The following is an 18,809-nucleotide window of genomic DNA, read 5'->3' on the forward strand; positions in this document are numbered from 1 at the left end:
TTATAATCGAATAACATAGCCACAACAAAACCCCGCATGGATGAATTATGTCAGACACCCGTTTTTCCAAACCTCTGATTTATATGTTAATTGGAAGTGCCATTATTCTGGCTTTGTCATTGGGTGTTCGTCATGCATTTGGCTTGTATCTTGTTCCAATGAGTCATGAATTTGGTTGGGGACATAATGTTTTTAGTCTGGCTATCGCCATGCAAAACCTGATTTGGGGTGCGGTACAACCGATTACCGGTGCTTTTGCCGATAAATATGGCAGTAAAATTGTGGTTGCTGTTGGGGGTGCACTCTATACCCTAGGTTTGTTGCTTATGGCTGTCAGCTCAACCGGATTATTACTGAATTTAAGTGTGGGATTGATCTTAGGTTTAGCACTTTCTGCGACTTCTTTTCCGGTACTGCTTTCTGCCGTGGGGCGTGCTGCACATCCGGAAAAGCGCAGTCTTGCCATGGGCATTGCCAGTGCAGCAGGTTCTTTTGGCCAATTTATTATGCTGCCGTCCACCTTGCTCCTTTTACAAAGTGTAGGCTGGTCAGCAGCATTAATCGTCAGTGCCATTCTGATAGCTCTGATCATTCCTCTGGCATGGCTACTCAAGGCACCGATGTATGTAGCCCCTCATGCTCTTGCCCAGACCAATAAACCGGCATTAAGCGTCAAAGAAATTTTGATTATTACCAGAAATCACAAACCGTTCTGGTTCCTGTCTTTAGGCTTTTTTGTCTGTGGTTTTCAGGTGGTGTTTATTGGTATTCATTTACCGGGTTATCTGATTGATCATGGTTTTGATGCCACCACAGGCACGATTTTCCTGGCCTTGGTCGGTTTATTTAATATTGTCGGCACCTATACCGCAGGCTGGCTGGGTGGAAAATATTCAAAACCTTATTTGCTTATGGGTTTATATGGCCTACGTGGTATTGCCATTATTGGCTTTTTATTGCTGCCTTTGAGTACCTGGACAATTTACAGCTTCGGCATCATCATGGGTTTATTGTGGTTATCAACCGTACCGCTGACCAATGGTATTGTGGCCAATATGTTTGGGATAAAATACCTCAGCATGTTAAGCGGCATTGTATTTTTTACCCACCAAGTCGGTTCCTTCTTTGGCGGATGGCTGGGCGGTGTCAATCATGACATCACCGGTGACTACAATATGGTGTGGATTTTTTCCATTCTACTGAGCATATTTGGTGTATTGGTGCATTTCTTTGTCAATGAGGAGCATGTCATTCATGACTGATTCTACCCTTGGACTAAGACTGGCGATTATAGCTGCCTTATTGCTTTTATTCGCGTTTGCCATCTTTTTATGGCTCAAGACACCTGAACTGTTTGAGTATTTCAATCAAGCTTTCTGTGCCCACTAAACTGCTGATTTTTAAACACAGCAACAGCTATTTTTACACTAAAAAATACAGTTTTTATTAAAAGCTGTATTTTCAATACATTAGTTAAATTTATGCATTTTTTCATAAACTTAGAATATTTTTTGATTTTTCAGCTGCTGCATTTTTTCTTAGATTGAGTGATAACGACAAAACAATCTGAGTAATAAACTATGACCGCATTAACCCAGCTTTCACAAGCCATTCATGATGCACCACGCTGGCATCAGGCAGAGCAATTTCAAAACCCGCAGGAAATTAGCATTGAGCCTTTAGCAGATCAGGCACTGGGTGCAGTGGTATGGGGTTTAGATGCACGTAAAGCCCAAGCAGGTGAAACTATTTACCGTCTAAAACAGGCACTGGCCGAACATCTCATTTTGATTTTCAAAAATCAGCATCTGGATGATTTACAGTATTTGGCCTTTGCCAGCTATTTTGGTTCCATTTTCCGCCCAAGTGCAGATAATCCTGTACTTGCCACCCAAACAGATACCGGGACACCACCCGATGTCGTTCCTGTTTCCAATGCTGTGGGACAGGGTGATTACACCGGCTATGGTGAACTTTCGCCGCATGCCGATCACCAATGGACGCCACAACCTTCTTTTGGTTCATTGCTATATGCCATTGAATTACCAAAGGATGGCGGACAAACATCCTGGTTTAATACCATCAAGGCTTATGACGCTTTAGAAGAAACAACCAAACAGCATATCGATCAATTACAACTGATTACCTATAACCCCTTTGTACGTCGACAACACCTTAAAGACAATGACAGTAATGGTTATGGCAGCAGTCCTTTATATCGTTTTAAAGATCAACCGATTATTGGTTATGCCTACCCACATCCACTGGTGCGCACCCATCCTGAGAGTGGTCGTAAAGCACTTTGGTTAAATACCCATTCCGAGGTGGAACTGGTCAATTATGATGATCAGGCTGGCAGTGAAATGATTGCTTCATTGCGCGAACATCTGTTAAAACCTGAATTCCGCTATGAACATCAATGGGAACCGGGTGACATTGTATTCTGGGATAACCAGGCCACGCTACACTCTCGTCGTCCCTTCCCATCCGATCAGCGCCGTTTACTGAAACGCATCAGTCTGGCAGGCGGTCGACCTTATTAATCAATGTCATCGATCTGAAATAATAACAATAAACAATACCTCATAAGATTACTCCACAGCATCATGGCCACTAGATTTACGAATGCGCAAAATCGTAAATCTAGGTATGGCCATGATGCTGCTTTTTTTACTGTTCAGCTCTCATACATTGACTGAAAAAGGCTGTTGATTTTAACTGCTGTATCATGGAATGCAGCGATTATTGAGTCTACGATCCTTTCATATCGAACACCAACCCATCAAATCGTTGATTATTTTCAAGATGGTCATTTTATTTAAATATTTCCAGCTTAAATTAAAAAATAAAAGCCCATCAAAAGTAATCACTTGAAATGGCTTTTTTCATGCTAGAAATATGTATTGCAGGAAAAATACATAACAAATTAAATCTGGCCTGTTAATCTTGCTCCGGCTAAAACTCAAATATTTTTTGGATCATTATGTTGCCCTCTGTTCCCATCTTGTCAAATTTCAGTTTATTTAAAATATTTCTTAAATTAGGCTGTACGGCATTTGGCGGCCCAGCAGCTCATCTGGTGTTTTTTTATCAGCGTTTTGTGCAACAACTTAAATATCTGGATGAACAGCAATATGCCCACCTCTTGGCCTTGGCACAAATTTTACCCGGGCCCACCAGTAGTCAAATGGGCATCGCGATTGGCTATCAGCTAAAAGGTTATCCTGGTGCGCTGCTGGCATGGCTCGGCTTTACTTTACCGTCCGCCCTGCTCATGACCCTTGCTGCAATGATCGGCATTCAATTTTCCAACTATTTTTCTGCCGATTTTTTTCATGTGATTCAGCTGATTGTGTTTAGTGTGGTGGCATGGGCTTTTTGGCAAATGTTGACTACTTTTTGTAAATCCAAATGGCAATATTTCTTGATGTTTTTGGCCGGATTACTGGTTTATGTTGTACCGCTAGGAATCAATCAGGTTTTAGCCATCCTATTCGGGGCATTTGCAGGACTGATTTATCACCATTATTTTCCGCAACAAAATACGCTTAAACCTGTTGCCAAGGAATCAATCACAGCTAAAAAATCTTTTACTTATCTCTGGCTTATTTTATTTGCCTTACCTTTTGTATTGGTACCCCCATTACAATATTTTTTCCCTAGTCTCTGGTTAGAAACTTTTTCAGGTTTATACCGTACCGCATCTTTAGTCTTTGGGGGTGGTCATATTATCTTGCCATTTTTACAGCAAGATTTTGTTGCTACTGGTTTAATCTCGAACCAGCATTTTGACTTGGGCTATGCTATTGCCCAGCTGATGCCGGGACCATTATTTAGTTTTGCCAGTTATTTAGGTGCATTATTGCCCTTAAGTTCATCTACTGTATTGAACGCGGCTTTTGCCACCGTGGTGATTTTTTTACCTTCTTTTTTACTCATATTTGGTGCTTTACCCTACTGGTCACGTTTAATGCAACAGCCACGTTTATTTCAAGCCTTGGCAGGAATTAATGCCGCAGTGGTTGGCTTGTTATTGTGTCTGGTGGTGCAGATGGGGCAAAAATATTTACTCTCTGGCTTAGATATTGTTTTTGTTATTGGTGTCATTGCATTACTTAAAAGCAAAATTCCAGTCTGGCTCAGCATTATTGGCAGTTTCTTGGCTTATTATGCGGTGCTGCTTCTCTTGAACAATTCTTTTTATTAAACAATTATGTAAACAAGCATGCCTTTTTGGTATTTAGAATTCCAATCACCCATTTTATATCTAGGCAGAATCAATTCTATATTCTTATCTTGATCTTACTGAAACCAGATACTTTTTACTTTTACTCACTGAATATCCCTAGTGTATTTTCCCATTTCTGCTTAGCGTATTAAAAAATTGCAACAACACTATGTGGATAAAGGAGAAAAGGATGAATGAGATCCAGTTTCCGAATTGTGTTCAGGCTTGCATGACTTGCTCCCTAGCCTGTACCCACTGTGCCAGCTCCTGTTTAAAAGAACAGGAGCTGGAGATGATGCGGGAATGTATACAACGTTGTCTGGACTGTGCGGATATCTGTCAGCTCTGTGCCCGCATGCAACAAAAGCAATCTTCTTTTCTAAAAGAAATCTGTGAGCTTTGTGCTCAGGCTTGCGAATATTGTGTAGAAGAATGCAGTCATCATGAGCATGAACATTGTCAGCAATGTGCTGAAGCCTGCCGCCGTTGTGCTGCTGAGTGCCGAAAGATGGCTACTTAGAATCAGGATATAACCAACAATATCTAGGCATGATGTTTTCCCTCCCTATAAACAAAAAACCCGCAAGTTTTCACTCACGGGTTTTCTATCTAAAATTTATAAAATCTTAGAACAAACGGTTCATACCATTCAATGTCGCTACACGGTACGCTTCCGCCATGGTCGGATAGTTGAACGTGGTTTCCACAAAATACTTGATGGTATTGTTTGGACTGTTCATCACGGCTTGACCAATGTGGATAATTTCCGAAGCATTATTACCAAAACAATGCACACCTAAAATTTCCAGAGTGTCACGGTGGAATAAAATTTTCAATTCACCCACGGTGTCACCGGTAATTTGTGCACGCGCCAAATGACGGAAAGATGCCTGCCCAACTTCATAAGGAATTTTTTCTTCAGTCAACTGCTGTTCAGTCTTACCAATTGAAGAAATTTCCGGAATGGTATAAATACCTGTCGGAATATCCGTTACAGGTTTAACATTCTCTTCACCACTCATGTTTGAACCAGCGCAACGACCCTGGTCATAGGCGGCAGAAGCCAATGATGGCCAGCCAATCACGTCACCGGCAGCGTAGATATTTTCCACTTCAGTCTGGTACTGATCATTCACTGTGAGCTGACCACGACTGTTTGGTGTAATACCCACATTTTCCAGACCTAAACCGTCAGTATTTCCCGAACGTCCATTACACCACAAAATGGCATCGGCTTTAATTTTCTTGCCACTTTGTAAATACATCACCACATGATCATCAAATGTTTCCAGATGATCTAGTTGTTCATTATGACGAATCAATACACCCTGCTCACGTAAACGGTAAGACAAGGCATCAGAAATTTCATCATCCAGGTAGCTGAGCAATTTAGGCTGGGTATTGATCAAATCGACTTTATGGTCCAGACCAATGAAAATGGATGCATATTCACAACCAATTACACCAGCACCGTAAATAATGATTTTTTGGATGGAGAAATCCAGATCCAGAATTTTGTCTGAATCAAAGACACGTGGATGATTAAAATCAAGCGCCGCTGGACGGTATGGACGTGAACCCGTCGCAATCACCAATTGCTGAAAAACGATCGTTTCTGTTACGCCTTCAGGGCTGAATATCAATACAGTATTTTTATCTTGGATGTACGCACGACCGTGATAAATATCAATTTTATTGCGGTCATAGAAACGGGAATGCGTTTCAACCTGTTGTTGAATTACTTTATGTGCATTACGCAGCACCTGTTTCATGGTGAACTGTTTCCAGTCGCCCACTTTTTGGAACATCGGGTCACGCTGGTAACGCAAAATGCTTGATACGGTCTGACGCAATGCTTTACTTGGAATGGTTCCTACATGTGTACAGTTACCACCTAACTGTTCACGCACATCAATAATTGCAACACGCTTGCCAGATTTGGCAAGTTTCATTGCCGCGCCTTCACCCGCAGGGCCTGAACCGAGAACTACCGCATCGTACTTGACGAAAGTTCCACTAACGACCTCTTTCTTACGTGGCATTCAACGCTCCTATATTTAATCCTGATCTATCTTCATTATATTATGACGTAATTAGTAGCAATTTGCTGTATTTACCTCACATATATTAAGTGATGACTACATTTATTAAATGAATATCGTTTTTACCCCATTTAGATTCAAGTCCGTTATAATAAAACCACTAATATATCTAGTATCTCCCCCGTCAAAAACAGTGGAAAAGTTGAATATGTCTGAAAACCGTAAACCTGAACAGGGTGTCAAACTTCGTGGCGCAGAGAAGGTCGCTCGTATTCCTGTAAAAGTTGTACCTACGGTTGAAACGCCACGTAAACCGGATTGGATTCGTGTGAAAATGGCGGCTCCAGATGAAGTTCAACGCATCAAAACCACCTTACGTGCACAAAAACTACATACCGTATGTGAAGAAGCTGCCTGTCCGAACTTGCCTGAATGTTTTGGTGGCGGTACGGCAACCTTTATGATTATGGGTGATATCTGTACCCGTCGCTGCCCTTTCTGCGACGTGGCACATGGCCGTCCTAATGCACTTGACCCTGACGAACCACGTCATATGGCAGAAACCATCGCTAACTTAGGTTTAAAATATGCCGTGATTACTTCAGTTGACCGTGATGACTTAAGAGATGGCGGCGCCCAGCATTTCGTGGAGTGTATTAAAGAAGCTCGCAGCTTAAGCCCAAAAACATTATTAGAAATTCTAGTTCCAGATTTCCGTGGCCGTATGGATGTGGCACTTCGCATTATGACCGAATGCCCACCAGACGTTTTTAACCACAATATTGAAACTGTGCCGCGTTTATACAAAGCCATGCGTCCAGGTTCAGATTACCAGCACTCTTTAAACCTGCTGAAAATGTTTAAAGAATACTGCCCGGATGTTCCAACCAAATGTGGCTTGATGGTCGGTATTGGTGAAACTGAAGAAGAAGTAATTGCACTGCTGGATGACTTACATGCACATGGCGTGGACTATGTGACCATTGGCCAGTATTTGCAACCTTCTAAAGAACATGCACCGATTGACCGCTTTGTAACACCTGAAGAATTCGAACGTTACACCGCACATGGCCAAAAACTCGGCTTCAAAAATATTTGGGCTGCACCGATGGTACGTTCAAGCTACTTTGCAGACCGTCAATACTACGGCGAACCTGTACCAGCAGTACGCCGTAAAACTGATCCAGCGAAAAAAATCGCGGTTCAAACTATCGAGGCTTGATCTTAAGTCCCGTTTAAAAAATGTCTGTTTGATCAATGCCAATCTCTGTAAAGAAGATTGGCATTTTTAGTTTTGATCTTAAAAAGATTGTAAAGCATAGACATAAAAAATCCCCTATTCAAATAAAGGATTTTTAAAACAGAAAAACCATTAAGCCGCTTTATTAGGTACACCGCTATGAAAGCGGAATAAATCATCCGGACTTAAAATCAGGTTTTTTTCAACTTCACGAAAGTGTGCGATACGCTGCTGAATATCTTCTTTAGGATTTTTTAACTTCGAGGTTTGAGCAACATCCAATGCCAAAGCCAAATAATCCTCAAAATGTCGCGATTCAGACTTCAGCAAATAGCGGTAGTATTTACCCAAATCTTCATCCACAAGCGGCGCAAGCGCATAAAAACGCTCACATGAGCGTGCTTCAACAAAAGCACCAATAATCATAATGTCGATTAAAGCTTCAGGCTCATACGTGCGTACTTCTTTACGCAAGCCACCTGCATAACGACCGGCACTAATCGATTGCCACTCCTGACCGCGCTTGGTCATCAGTTCAAGTACTTGTTCATAGTGCAGCATTTCTTCACGCACCAACTGTGCCAACTTGACCTGTAAATCGGTAAAGAAGGTGTAGCGAAACATCAGGTTCATGGCCGTACCTGCTGCTTTTTTTTCACAATTGGCATGATCTTGCATGAGCAACTCAAGGTTATTCATGGCTTCATCTAACCATGCTTTTGGCGTTTCACATCCCAAGAAGCCCAAAACGGGCTTCATAAGATCATCATAATTTATTAACGACATAATTCTAAAAACTTATCTTGCTGATTTAATGACAGCTTTCATTTGTTGAACGGCTTGGGCCAAACCGATAAAAACAGCATCCGCAATAATGGAATGGCCAATATTGAGTTCATGAATTTGAGGAATGGCAGCAATAGGTGTGACATTTTCAAGGTTTAAACCATGTCCTGCATTGACCACTAAACCTTTAGACGCCGCATATTCTGCACCTTTGACAATGCGTTCTAATTCATGCTGCTGAGCTTCTTCAGTTTCGGCATCGGCATAGGCACCTGTATGTAACTCAATGGTTGGAGCACCACACGCTACCGCAGCATCAATCTGGGCCAAATCAGCATCAATAAACAACGAAACATCACAACCAATGGCAGACAGGGCCTGGGTCGCGGCTTTGACATCTTCAAAATGGCCGACTACATCCAGACCACCTTCAGTGGTCACTTCCTGACGTTTTTCTGGCACAAAACAGACATGATGCGGCTGGATTTCCTTGGCAAATTCAACCATTTCAGGGGTTACTGCCATTTCCAGATTCATGTGCGTTTTTAGTACTGGACGCATGCGGCGGACATCGTCATCTTGAATATGGCGACGGTCTTCACGTAAATGCAGGGTAATGCCTTCTGCACCCGCCTGTTCACACATCAGTGCAGCATTCACCGGGTCTGGATAAGTGGTTCCGCGCGCCTGTCGCAATGTCGCCACATGGTCAATATTTACACCAAGCAATGCAGCCATAACAATTTCCTAACTAGGTTCTAAATTAAGATTGAGTATTTTGAATCCACAATTGACGGCTTTTCAGCGGTCGGTCTCCCAAAAGAGAGGTGATCATTTGCCGATACAGTTGTGACAATAATTGTAACTGCTCAGGATTAAAATCCCTACCTTTTTCATATTCACGCATCGAGAGAATTTGCTGTCCCAATAAAGTCGAGCGTGATTGTTGTGCGGTGGCAATAAAACCATCGTTAAGTTGGAATATATAATGCTGGTTTTCCTGAATTTCCTGTTGATGCGCATCCACTGTAAAATCCAGTGCGTAGCCTAACTCTTCCAGCAGGACATGTTCAAACTGTCGCAAAATTTGCCTTAAATAAAGATTGGGCTGTTGATGCTGTGCCAATTGCTGAAGCTGTTGTAAAGTTTGATGATATTGTACAAAGGTTTGCGGCATTTCTACTTCGACCGGACATAACCGAAGGATAATTTCATTCAAATAGAAGCCAGAAAAGAAGGCATCTCCAAAGAAAAAAACCGGCTGATTGACAATTTCCAGCTTGGTAAAATTTTTAAGATCAGATTTACCCGAAGCTTGCAAGCAAATGGGTTGATATTGCGGAGGTGGAGTTTGCCTTAAGATTCCATCAACGCGGCCATACTCTTTGGTAAACAGATGCACAATGTGACTGCGCTCCCGGTATTTACGATGATGGATTAAATAACCATGCAAGAGTTCATTGCGCATGACAAATTAAATCTAGTCTTTGTTCTTTTTTTTATCAGTATCACTTTCTTCATCATCCCCATCTGGAATGATTGCCCCCACAACGGCAGCGGTACCTTTGACTACGCCTTTAGTGGTTTTATAAGCCACTTTGACAGGAACTGTGACAATCTTGTAAATACATCCTTGCAAAAACATTATACACGCTACAACAGCCAGTACTTTAATCATCACCGTTCCTTTCAAAGTTAAAAGCTAGATATCGCTATAACCTAAACTTTTTAATGCTCGTTCATCATCAGACCAGCCACCTTTGACTTTCACCCAAAGCGTCAGCATGATTTTCTGTTCGAACATTTTTTCCATATCGGCACGCGCATCCATCCCGATTTTCTTCAATTTTGAACCTTTTTCACCAATCACAATCGCCTTTTGCCCTGGACGATCAACAAAAATAGTCGCATCGATATAGGTACAGGCTGCTTTCGGACGACCAGTTTTCGCATTAATGGTCGCTTCTTCAGTCTTGAATGACTCAATTTGCACAGTCAAATCATAAGGCAACTCTTCACCTAACTGACGCATGATTTTTTCACGAATTACTTCAGAAGCCAGGAATCGTTCTGAACGGTCAGTAATTTGATCCAGTGAATAAAGTGGCGGCTGGAACGGCAGATATTTTTCAATGGTATTACGCAAATGCTCAAGGTTGGCACCACGTAAAGCCGATACAGGAACAATCTCAGCAAAGTTCATCAGCTTGGCACGTTCCTGAATTAATGGAAGCGCCTGATTTTTGTTCTCAAAAGTATCCAGCTTATTGATGACCAGGATCACCGGCATTTCAGCATTTTTCAGCTTTTCCAAAACTAGTTCATCATTTTGGGTCCACTTTTGCGCATCCACCACAAACAGTACCAGATTGACGTCTCGTAGTGCCGAATGTGCAGCACGGTTCATCATTTTATTGATGGCACGGACTTCTTTCTTATGCATCCCCGGCGTATCTACGAATACAGCCTGAGATTTTTCACGGCTATCAATCCCGACAATCTTATGACGCGTGGTTTGTGGTTTACGTGAAGTGATTGAAAGTTTTTGACCCAGCAAATGGTTCATCAATGTAGATTTACCCACATTCGGGCGTCCAACAATAGCGACAAAACCACTTTTAAAATCAGAAGGAATAGTGGTTCCTTGTGCACTAAAGAATTGATTAATTAAATCGTTACCGCTCTCTTGCGGCTCGTGATCAGCATCGATGTGATCGGAATGAGTAGTCATTAAGACTTTTGCTCCAATTGTTTTAAAATATCTGCCGCAACTGCCTGTTCAGCAAAGCGACGACTTGAACCTTCACCATACAACACAGGCAAGCCCTCAATAATGCATTCCACCTTGAAATGCTGATTGGGAGCATCACCTTGAATATCCACCACATCGTAAACAGGGAGAGGTTTTTTACGTGCCTGTAAATATTCCTGTAAGCGTGATTTAGGATCTTTGAGTTGGTCTGTAGGCTCGATATGGTCTAAATATGGCGTGTACCACTTTAATACGATGTCTTGCAAGACTTTTAAATCATTACAATCGACATAAATTGCACCAATAATCGCTTCTACAGTATCAGCAAGAATAGATTCCCGATGATGTCCACCCGATTTCAACTCACCCGTGCTCAAAATTAAACATGGGCCGAGTTTCAAATCGTTTGCAATTTTGCCTAATGCTTCTTGACGAACCAATGTGGCACGCATACGCGTTAAACGCCCTTCATTTTCATGAGGGTAGGCTTGATACAAATAATGGGCAATGATCATCCCTAACAATGAATCGCCTAGAAACTCCAGACGCTCATAGTTAGTTTTGTGACTAACCGATCGGTGTGTCAGTGCAAGCTGCAATAATTCTGGCTGTTTGAACTGATAACCGATACGGTGGACTAAGCGCATATCACTTAGTTTGGGTTGACCTTTGATCAAAACTTTTCTCGAACTTTAACACTAAATCTATATTGAGCAAGAATGGCTTTCTTATCTCATAATCTTTTTTCACTTGCAAACCATCCACATTCGTGACTTGGGCGATTTCATCAAATTTAAGATCGCGAACATTGTTCATCTCTAAACGTTGACTCATCTGACTTGTAAACTTTAAAGGATCGGTATTGGCCGGGCTACTTTGCATTAACTCTGTAATCTGGCTATCTACGACCCGATCATCCCAGTACGGTGCCCAAACAGCAATTGCAATTTTTGCTAAGAAAGCAAAGCCAATAATTGCAATTAAAATTCCAATATAGGATGCCCCTTGTTGATTTTTACGCATTTGTTATTTTTTCCAATCATGCTTAATCAATTACACCGTTGCGCTTAAACGACGGTAATTTAAATCCAGGTTCTTTATGCATCCATTTATAGAACGCACGACCTGTTAGGTTTTCCTCTGGTACAAAGCCCCAGAAACGACTGTCAGCACTTTGATCGCGATTATCCCCCATCGCGAAGTAATGACCTTTGGGAACTTTTACCTCCCAATATAAACCATTTTCAGATGAATATTTACCATTTTCAATATAGTTAATAAATGGTGCCTGACGTGCAACGTTTACACCTTCAAGCTCACGCATCTTAAATGTGTGCTTGCCCAATGTTTCCTGATGATAAATTGAAGTAGGCGTATCCAGAATATCTTTTTCACGACTAAATTCCACCGGAACTTTCGCCACTTTTTGTCCATTAATACTCAGTTGTCCATGATCATAAACAATGTGATCACCTGGCAAACCGACCACACGTTTAATATAACTGATGGTCGGTTGTGGCGGATAACGGAACACGATCACGTCACCACGTTCTGGTTCACCCACATCAATGACTTTGGTATTCACAATTGGCAAGCGAATACCATAGTTAAATTTGTTGACCAAAATAAAATCACCCGTTTCTAATGTCGGAACCATAGAATCGGAAGGAATATTAAATGGTTCATACAAGAATGAACGTAGCACCAGAACCACTGCCAGGACTGGCCAGAAGTCATATGCCCAGGTGATGATGAAATTTTCATTACCCTTGCCTAGTGTTTGTCTTTGTTTAAATACAAACTTATCCAGTAGCCACACCAAAAAGAAAATCAGTGTGACGGGTACAAGGATTAAATTAAAATCAAAATCCATGAGCTAAATGACCTCTTTTATTATCTTTCTACTTTTAATACGGCAAGGAACGCTTCTTGTGGGATTTCAACACTCCCCACCTGCTTCATACGTTTCTTACCTTCTTTTTGTTTCGACAGAAGTTTCTTCTTACGCGACACGTCACCACCATAACATTTTGCCAATACGTTTTTACGCATCGCTTTTACAGTAGAACGGGCAATAATTTGCGCCCCAATGGCAGCCTGAATAGCCACATCAAACATTTGACGCGGAATCAGCTCTTTCATTTTTTCAACCAGTGCAATACCACGATGACGTGCATCCTGACGGTGACAAATCATTGCTAAAGCATCAACTTTCTCACCATTAATTAACACATCAACCTTAACCAGAGATGAACTCTCAAAACGGACAAAGTTATAATCGAGTGATGCAAAACCGCGTGAACATGATTTCAATTTATCAAAGAAATCCATGACCACTTCAGCCATTGGAATTTCAAAAGTAATCGAAACCTGATTCGCCATAAACTTCATGTCTTTTTGCACACCACGACGCTCTACACATAAAGTCATCACATTACCCAGATATTCCTGAGGAACTAGGATATGACACTCAGCAATCGGTTCACGCAAATCTTCAACCGTTGAACCATCCGGCATTTTTGATGGACTGTCGATATAAACTGTATCGCCATTCTTCATCACCGCTTCATAAATTACGGTTGGTGCAGAAGAAATGAGGTCAAGATCGTACTCACGCTCTAAACGCTCTTGTACGATTTCCATATGTAGCATACCCAAGAAGCCACAGCGGAAACCAAAACCTAAAGCATCTGAACTTTCTGGTTCAAAGAATAATGCCGAGTCGTTGATTTGCAGCTTATGCAATGCTTCACGGAACGGTTCAAAATCACTTGAATCAATCGGGAACAAACCGGCATAGACCTGCGGTTTGACCTTTTTAAAACCAGGCAAGATTGCCACGTCTGGTGTAGTCGCAAGCGTAATGGTATCGCCCACTGGCGCACCAAAAATATCTTTGATCCCGGCAATGATAAAGCCTACTTCACCAGCTTCAAGCATGCCTGTTTCAGTATGTTTAGGATTGAAGATACCTACAGAGGTAATGATGTGCGATTGACCTGTTGACTTAATCAACATTTTGTCGCCTTTACGCACACGCCCCTGTTTGATACGTACCAAAGACACAACGCCCAGATAATTATCGAACCATGAGTCAATAATCAGAGCTTGTAGCGGTGCATCACGGTCACCTGTAGGCGCAGGAATAACATTGACCAGCGTTTCAAGTACCCCTTCAATGCCGAGGCCTGTTTTCGCTGAACAGGTCGGTGCTTCAGTCGCTTCAATCCCGATAATGTCTTCAATTTCCTGAATCACACGCTCAGGTTCAGCCTGGGGTAAATCAATTTTGTTAAGTACAGGGAGTACTTCAAGTCCTTGCTCAATCGCGGTATAACAGTTTGCAACCGACTGCGCTTCAACCCCTTGCGCAGCATCGACAACCAAAAGAGCGCCTTCACATGCCGCAAGCGAACGTGATACTTCGTAGGAAAAGTCCACGTGTCCAGGAGTGTCAATAAAGTTTAATTGGTATTCTTGACCATTTGGATGCGTATAGTACAACGTCACCGATGCCGCTTTAATGGTAATACCGCGCTCACGTTCAAGTTCCATAGAATCCAGAACCTGAGCCTGCATTTCGCGATCTTGCAAACCACCACAGGTTTGAATAAAGCGATCCGCCAGTGTCGATTTACCATGATCGATATGCGCAATAATCGAAAAGTTACGAATGTTTTTAATATCAACAGATTTTTTAGCTTGCGCCATGGGCTACCTTGAGAAAAAACACGCCATGCAACCAATAATTAATGCATGGCAAAAGCCGAATAGAAATTGCGTAGGATTATAGCAGATGGATTTTTCAATGTATTCTAAATAATGAGTTCCTTTTCGCTTTGTGCAGTCATTTTCAAAGCAAAGCTGGATTGAACTCATTTATTCAATTTGAAACCATCTTATCGTATTGGCTAAAATCTAGCGGATTCACCTGTTCCGATATCGGCTGATAGGCTTGGATAAATGTCGGAGACATGCGTTTTGGTCGACCTGAAGCAATTTCCACACAAGCCCATTTAGTATTTCCCATAAACAGAACCGCTTGGTCGTGCGGACGGTAAAACACATATTGACGGAAAGAATACAAGGCATTGATATCATCCAGCCAGGTACGCAGAATGATCTTTTCGCCTGCAAATGCCGCTTTACGGTATTGCACATGATGCTCTACCGCGACCATGGCATGTTTCAGTGCCAGATATTCATTCAAGCCCAAACCTACGGCATCAATATGTGCAGTGGCGACATCCTGCATCCAGTGCATATACACCACATTATTGACATGTCCCAAACGGTCAATATCTTTTGCTTGAACGGTGATTTCCAAATCAAAAACTGTGCTCATCTATTTCACTGATCCTTACGCTGTTCAAAAACTACCTTCAAGACCAAACAGTCTACGTAATTTTGAATGGCAGTAAAATTGCAAAATATAAAAAAACCACTCCTCGATAGAGTGGTTTTCATTTGATAGTCTAAGATTATTCAATACGCATGCCTAAAATTGCACGCTGATCTTGACGAATAATTGAAACCCGTGCAATTGAGCCTTTTTTCAATTCAGACACAGATTTAATAAAATCATTACTATTCAAAATGGTTTCATTATTGATTTGAGTAATGATATCGCCTGCAATCAAACGCGATTGTGAAGCAATTCCCCCGCGCTTCACTTCCTGTACCAAAATACCACCTTTAATATTCAACTGCGTTTGTTCTGCAGCCGTTAAGTTACGAATGCTAACTCCTATAACAGGACCTTTTTGTTCAGTAACTTGTTCCACTTTCGCCGGGGTATCATCTGGAGCAGTGGTAAGTGTTGCCGAGATATTACGGGTTTTATCATCGCGTAAAACTTGCAATTGAATGTTTTGATTTGGTGTAGTTCGGTTTAAGTAATTAAGCAAATCCGAAGTTCTTGAAATGGGTGAACCATTATATTTCAAGATCACATCGCCCGACTTAAAGCCTGCTTTGGCTGCCGGGGAGTTGGGTGCAACCTGAGTGACCAGTGAGCCTTCAGGTTTGGACAGGTTATAAGATTCCGCAAGGGTACGATCGATGTCTTGCAACATGACACCTAAATAAGAACGTGTCACCTTGCCATTCTTTTTCAGCTGCTCCGCCACATCCATCGCCACATCAATCGGAATGGAGAACGACAGGCCCATATATCCGCCAGTACCACTAAAAATCCGCGAGTTTACCCCAACCACTTCACCATTCTGGTTAAACAAAGGACCGCCTGAGTTACCCGGGTTTAAAGCCACATCGGTTTGAATAAATGGCACCGAGGTTTCCCCCATCATGTTACGCATTTTCGCGCTGACAATGCCTGCTGATGCAGAATAATCAAAACCGAAAGGTGAACCAATGGCCAATACCGGCTCTCCCACTCTGAGCCGGTCGACATTACCGGTACGTAATTCAGGGAAATTGGAACCATTGACTTTTAGTAATGCCACATCGGTACGTGCATCGCTTCCGACCACCGTCGCATCTATTTCGCGGCGATCATTCAACATAATAGTTACTTTAGAAGCATCTTCAATCACATGATGATTGGTTAACAGATAACCATCCTTACTGATAAAGAATGCACTGCCATAAGCTGTTTTATCCTGCTGATTTTGTTGCTGCGGAACAATCACTTGATTACCAAAAAAACGTTTTAAAATTTCAGGGATCTGTTGCTGGATCAGCTCTTCCTGAGTCATTTTTTTGACGACATTTACACTGACCACCGCCGGACTGACTTGTTCAACCAGATTAGAAAAGTCTACCGAAGAAGCTGCTTGTGTTTGCATAGCCGCCATTGTAAATACAGCAGCATACATTCCTTTTTTTATATCGCGATTGTTCATATAAAGCATGCACTCCATTCATTATAAGTATGCAGAGACAGTATTTAGCATAAAACATGTCTGTCTTGGGTAATAATATGTTTGATTATATTTGTATAAACAACAGCTTAAATCTTTCTTAAAAGTTTGTTGCTTTATTACTTTTTCTCATCATACATTAGCATATTAGCCCTTGTCTTTTGATCAAAAAAGCGGTGTTATTAGCAAACTTTTTTCGAATTAGCTGATGGACATGTCTAATTTAAATACAACACATCATTTTGACGTGATCATTGTGGGTAGTGGTGGCGCAGGTTTGAGTCTGGCCTTATCATTACCCGATCATTTCAATATTGCTGTTTTGGCCAAATCGACACTCACCGAAGCCAGTACTTTTTATGCGCAAGGCGGCGTTGCTGCGGTTTTAGATGAAACCGATTCCATTGCACAGCATATTGATGACACCATGATTGCAGGTGCACAGTTATGCGAACGTGAAGCCGTCAAGCAGACTGTAGAAGGCGGCAAACCTTCTGTCGATTTTCTGTTAAAGCATGGCGTGCAATTTACCTTAGATGAACAGGAACAACTGCATTTAACCCGTGAAGGTGGACATTCACAGCGCCGTATCATCCATGCTGCAGATGCGACCGGTCGTGCCATTTCAACCACTCTGGTGCAACGTGCCCGTGAAAAGCAAAACATCACGATTTTTGAAAACTATATTGCCATTGATTTAATTACTTCAAAAAAACTCGGTCTGAAAGATCAAACTAATCGTGCCCTTGGCTTATACGCGCTCGATGAAAAGACTGAAAAAGTCCATACCTTCTTGGCACCCTCTACAGCCTTGGCGTGTGGCGGGGCCATGAAAGCCTATCTGTATACATCTAATCCGGATATTGCGACCGGTGATGGTATTGCCATGGCCTATCGTGCCGGTTGCCGGGTTGCCAATATGGAATTTAACCAGTTCCATCCAACCTGCCTGTATCATCCGCAAGCACGTTCCTTTTTAATTACCGAAGCCATGCGTGGTGAAGGGGCTTATTTACGCTTGCCTGACGGTGAACGTTTCATGCTGCGTTTTGATGAACGTGCGGAACTAGCACCGCGTGATATCGTGGCACGTGCCATTGACTATGAAATCAAGCGCTTGGGTATCCGTCATGTCTGGCTAGATATTACCCATAAAGATGAAGCGTTTATTAAAGAGCACTTCCCGACCCTATATGCACGGTTACTTGAACTAGGAATCGACATTACCAAAGAAATGATTCCAGTGGTTCCTGCAGCCCACTATACCTGTGGCGGCGTGGTGGTTGATGAAAATAGCCAGACCGACATCGAAGGTTTATATGCTATTGGTGAAACTTCTTATACCGGCTTACACGGTGCTAACCGAATGGCCAGTAACTCACTTTTAGAATGTTTCGTCTACGGTATGAGTGCAGCAAAACATATAGAAAGCCTGTTCAATCCGGATTATGTTTCTCCTGATGCGCCAAGTTGGGATGATTCCCAAGTTATGAATCCGGATGAAAATGTCGTTATTCTGCAAAACTGGGATGAACTGCGTCAAACCATGTGGAACTACGTGGGGATTGTACGAACGACTAAACGTCTGCAACGTGCCTTACATCGTATCGAAATGTTGAAGCGTGAAATCACTGAATATTATCAGGATTACCATGTCAGCAAAAACCTGATTGAACTGCGTAACCTGGTACTGGTTTCAGAGATGATTGTGCGCTGTGCCATGGAACGCAAGGAATCACGCGGTTTGCATTACACCCTGGATTATCCGGAGCTTGGGCCTGAATTGCGTAAAACGGTACTGACTCCACCCAACTTCAAGGTGGAAACCCCGTTGGTCAATGTCGATGCTTAAACCCGTCTAGTCTAAATAAAAAAGCCG

At 42.1% G+C, this 18,809-nt stretch carries 19 protein-coding genes; 7 read left to right on the top strand and 12 right to left on the bottom strand.

What is annotated here, in order from left to right; all coding sequences use genetic code 11:
• Window positions 1-47: 47 nt before the first annotated feature.
• The 5 genes from B9T29_RS08775 (at window position 48) to B9T29_RS08790 (ending at window position 4,748) form a co-directional block, all read left to right on the top strand.
• A complete protein-coding gene (locus tag B9T29_RS08775; RefSeq protein ID WP_086175552.1) occupies window positions 48-1,262 on the top strand; it encodes an MFS transporter in 1,215 nt (404 codons plus the stop codon).
• Entirely contained in the window at window positions 1,255-1,389 is a 135-nt protein-coding gene (locus B9T29_RS16740; RefSeq protein WP_265733364.1) for a hypothetical protein, read from the top strand. The genes B9T29_RS08775 and B9T29_RS16740 overlap by 8 nt, the downstream gene beginning before the upstream one ends.
• A 191-nt stretch (window positions 1,390-1,580) precedes the next feature.
• A complete protein-coding gene (locus B9T29_RS08780; protein WP_086175553.1) occupies window positions 1,581-2,543 on the top strand; it encodes a TauD/TfdA dioxygenase family protein in 963 nt (320 codons plus the stop codon).
• 440 nt (window positions 2,544-2,983) lie between these two features.
• Entirely contained in the window at window positions 2,984-4,207 is a 1,224-nt protein-coding gene (gene chrA, locus B9T29_RS08785) for a chromate efflux transporter (RefSeq protein WP_086175554.1), read from the top strand.
• Between the two features lie 211 nt (window positions 4,208-4,418).
• A complete protein-coding gene (locus B9T29_RS08790) occupies window positions 4,419-4,748 on the top strand; it encodes a four-helix bundle copper-binding protein (RefSeq protein ID WP_086175555.1) in 330 nt (109 codons plus the stop codon).
• A gap of 106 nt (window positions 4,749-4,854) precedes the next feature.
• Here B9T29_RS08790 and sthA read toward each other — a convergent pair whose 3' ends face one another.
• Window positions 4,855-6,270, bottom strand: coding sequence for a Si-specific NAD(P)(+) transhydrogenase (sthA, locus tag B9T29_RS08795; protein ID WP_086175556.1), 1,416 nt, complete (start codon window positions 6,268-6,270; stop codon window positions 4,855-4,857).
• Window positions 6,271-6,478: 208 nt separating this feature from the next.
• Here sthA and lipA point away from each other — a divergent pair, with 208 nt between their 5' ends.
• The gene (gene lipA / locus B9T29_RS08800) at window positions 6,479-7,492 is read left to right on the top strand and encodes a lipoyl synthase (protein ID WP_086175557.1); all 1,014 of its coding nucleotides are present in this window, start codon (window positions 6,479-6,481) and stop codon (window positions 7,490-7,492) included.
• Window positions 7,493-7,642: 150 nt separating this feature from the next.
• On the opposite strand, the gene B9T29_RS08805 is transcribed toward lipA, so the two are convergent.
• From B9T29_RS08805 to B9T29_RS08855, 11 genes are all read right to left on the bottom strand, one after another.
• Window positions 7,643-8,296: a tRNA-(ms[2]io[6]A)-hydroxylase gene (locus B9T29_RS08805; protein ID WP_086175558.1), complete on the bottom strand. Its 654-nt coding sequence runs from the start codon at window positions 8,294-8,296 to the stop codon at window positions 7,643-7,645.
• A gap of 12 nt (window positions 8,297-8,308) precedes the next feature.
• Entirely contained in the window at window positions 8,309-9,034 is a 726-nt protein-coding gene (gene pdxJ, locus B9T29_RS08810) for a pyridoxine 5'-phosphate synthase (RefSeq protein ID WP_086175559.1), read from the bottom strand.
• A 25-nt stretch (window positions 9,035-9,059) separates the two neighbouring features.
• Window positions 9,060-9,764, bottom strand: coding sequence for a DNA repair protein RecO (recO, locus tag B9T29_RS08815; RefSeq protein WP_086175560.1), 705 nt, complete (start codon window positions 9,762-9,764; stop codon window positions 9,060-9,062).
• A gap of 12 nt (window positions 9,765-9,776) precedes the next feature.
• On the bottom strand, window positions 9,777-9,974 hold the full coding sequence (locus B9T29_RS08820; RefSeq protein ID WP_086175561.1) for an NF038104 family lipoprotein: 198 nt from the start codon (window positions 9,972-9,974) through the stop codon (window positions 9,777-9,779).
• Window positions 9,975-9,998: 24 nt separating this feature from the next.
• Window positions 9,999-11,027, bottom strand: a complete 1,029-nt coding sequence (gene era, locus B9T29_RS08825) for a GTPase Era (RefSeq protein WP_086175562.1) — start codon at window positions 11,025-11,027, stop codon at window positions 9,999-10,001.
• A complete protein-coding gene (gene rnc, locus B9T29_RS08830; protein WP_086175563.1) occupies window positions 11,027-11,725 on the bottom strand; it encodes a ribonuclease III in 699 nt (232 codons plus the stop codon). The genes era and rnc overlap by 1 nt, the downstream gene beginning before the upstream one ends.
• On the bottom strand, window positions 11,697-12,071 hold the full coding sequence (locus B9T29_RS08835) for a DUF4845 domain-containing protein (RefSeq protein WP_086175564.1): 375 nt from the start codon (window positions 12,069-12,071) through the stop codon (window positions 11,697-11,699). The genes rnc and B9T29_RS08835 overlap by 29 nt, the downstream gene beginning before the upstream one ends.
• A 22-nt stretch (window positions 12,072-12,093) precedes the next feature.
• Window positions 12,094-12,921 (bottom strand): signal peptidase I, encoded by an 828-nt coding sequence (gene lepB / locus B9T29_RS08840; RefSeq protein WP_086175565.1) that lies wholly within the window; start codon window positions 12,919-12,921, stop codon window positions 12,094-12,096.
• A gap of 20 nt (window positions 12,922-12,941) precedes the next feature.
• On the bottom strand, window positions 12,942-14,759 hold the full coding sequence (gene lepA, locus B9T29_RS08845; protein WP_086175566.1) for a translation elongation factor 4: 1,818 nt from the start codon (window positions 14,757-14,759) through the stop codon (window positions 12,942-12,944).
• A 172-nt stretch (window positions 14,760-14,931) separates the two neighbouring features.
• Window positions 14,932-15,393: an acyl-CoA thioesterase gene (locus B9T29_RS08850; protein ID WP_086175567.1), complete on the bottom strand. Its 462-nt coding sequence runs from the start codon at window positions 15,391-15,393 to the stop codon at window positions 14,932-14,934.
• Between the two features lie 136 nt (window positions 15,394-15,529).
• Entirely contained in the window at window positions 15,530-16,912 is a 1,383-nt protein-coding gene (locus B9T29_RS08855) for a Do family serine endopeptidase (protein ID WP_086175568.1), read from the bottom strand.
• 226 nt (window positions 16,913-17,138) lie between these two features.
• On the opposite strand from B9T29_RS08855, the gene nadB reads away from it, so the two are divergent.
• Window positions 17,139-18,782: an L-aspartate oxidase gene (gene nadB, locus B9T29_RS08860; RefSeq protein ID WP_171264014.1), complete on the top strand. Its 1,644-nt coding sequence runs from the start codon at window positions 17,139-17,141 to the stop codon at window positions 18,780-18,782.
• Window positions 18,783-18,809: the final 27 nt, after the last annotated feature.

Origin of the sequence: Acinetobacter sp. ANC 3903 (genome assembly GCF_002135315.1) — a bacterium.
In the GTDB taxonomy this organism is placed as follows: Bacteria; Pseudomonadota; Gammaproteobacteria; order Pseudomonadales; family Moraxellaceae; genus Acinetobacter.

What these genes read in the sequence shown, in the direction of transcription:
- B9T29_RS08775 (WP_086175552.1), top strand. Translation starts at nt 48, where the DNA reads ATGTCAGACACCCGTTTTTCCAAACCTCTGATTTATATGTTAATTGGA.
- B9T29_RS16740 (WP_265733364.1), top strand. Translation starts at nt 1,255, where the DNA reads ATGACTGATTCTACCCTTGGACTAAGACTGGCGATTATAGCTGCCTTA.
- B9T29_RS08780 (WP_086175553.1), top strand. Translation starts at nt 1,581, where the DNA reads ATGACCGCATTAACCCAGCTTTCACAAGCCATTCATGATGCACCACGC.
- chrA (WP_086175554.1), top strand. Translation starts at nt 2,984, where the DNA reads ATGTTGCCCTCTGTTCCCATCTTGTCAAATTTCAGTTTATTTAAAATA.
- B9T29_RS08790 (WP_086175555.1), top strand. Translation starts at nt 4,419, where the DNA reads ATGAATGAGATCCAGTTTCCGAATTGTGTTCAGGCTTGCATGACTTGC.
- sthA (WP_086175556.1), bottom strand. Translation starts at nt 6,270, where the DNA reads ATGCCACGTAAGAAAGAGGTCGTTAGTGGAACTTTCGTCAAGTACGAT.
- lipA (WP_086175557.1), top strand. Translation starts at nt 6,479, where the DNA reads ATGTCTGAAAACCGTAAACCTGAACAGGGTGTCAAACTTCGTGGCGCA.
- B9T29_RS08805 (WP_086175558.1), bottom strand. Translation starts at nt 8,296, where the DNA reads ATGTCGTTAATAAATTATGATGATCTTATGAAGCCCGTTTTGGGCTTC.
- pdxJ (WP_086175559.1), bottom strand. Translation starts at nt 9,034, where the DNA reads ATGGCTGCATTGCTTGGTGTAAATATTGACCATGTGGCGACATTGCGA.
- recO (WP_086175560.1), bottom strand. Translation starts at nt 9,764, where the DNA reads ATGCGCAATGAACTCTTGCATGGTTATTTAATCCATCATCGTAAATAC.
- B9T29_RS08820 (WP_086175561.1), bottom strand. Translation starts at nt 9,974, where the DNA reads ATGATTAAAGTACTGGCTGTTGTAGCGTGTATAATGTTTTTGCAAGGA.
- era (WP_086175562.1), bottom strand. Translation starts at nt 11,027, where the DNA reads ATGACTACTCATTCCGATCACATCGATGCTGATCACGAGCCGCAAGAG.
- B9T29_RS08835 (WP_086175564.1), bottom strand. Translation starts at nt 12,071, where the DNA reads ATGCGTAAAAATCAACAAGGGGCATCCTATATTGGAATTTTAATTGCA.
- lepB (WP_086175565.1), bottom strand. Translation starts at nt 12,921, where the DNA reads ATGGATTTTGATTTTAATTTAATCCTTGTACCCGTCACACTGATTTTC.
- lepA (WP_086175566.1), bottom strand. Translation starts at nt 14,759, where the DNA reads ATGGCGCAAGCTAAAAAATCTGTTGATATTAAAAACATTCGTAACTTT.
- B9T29_RS08850 (WP_086175567.1), bottom strand. Translation starts at nt 15,393, where the DNA reads ATGAGCACAGTTTTTGATTTGGAAATCACCGTTCAAGCAAAAGATATT.
- B9T29_RS08855 (WP_086175568.1), bottom strand. Translation starts at nt 16,912, where the DNA reads ATGAACAATCGCGATATAAAAAAAGGAATGTATGCTGCTGTATTTACA.
- nadB (WP_171264014.1), top strand. Translation starts at nt 17,139, where the DNA reads ATGGACATGTCTAATTTAAATACAACACATCATTTTGACGTGATCATT.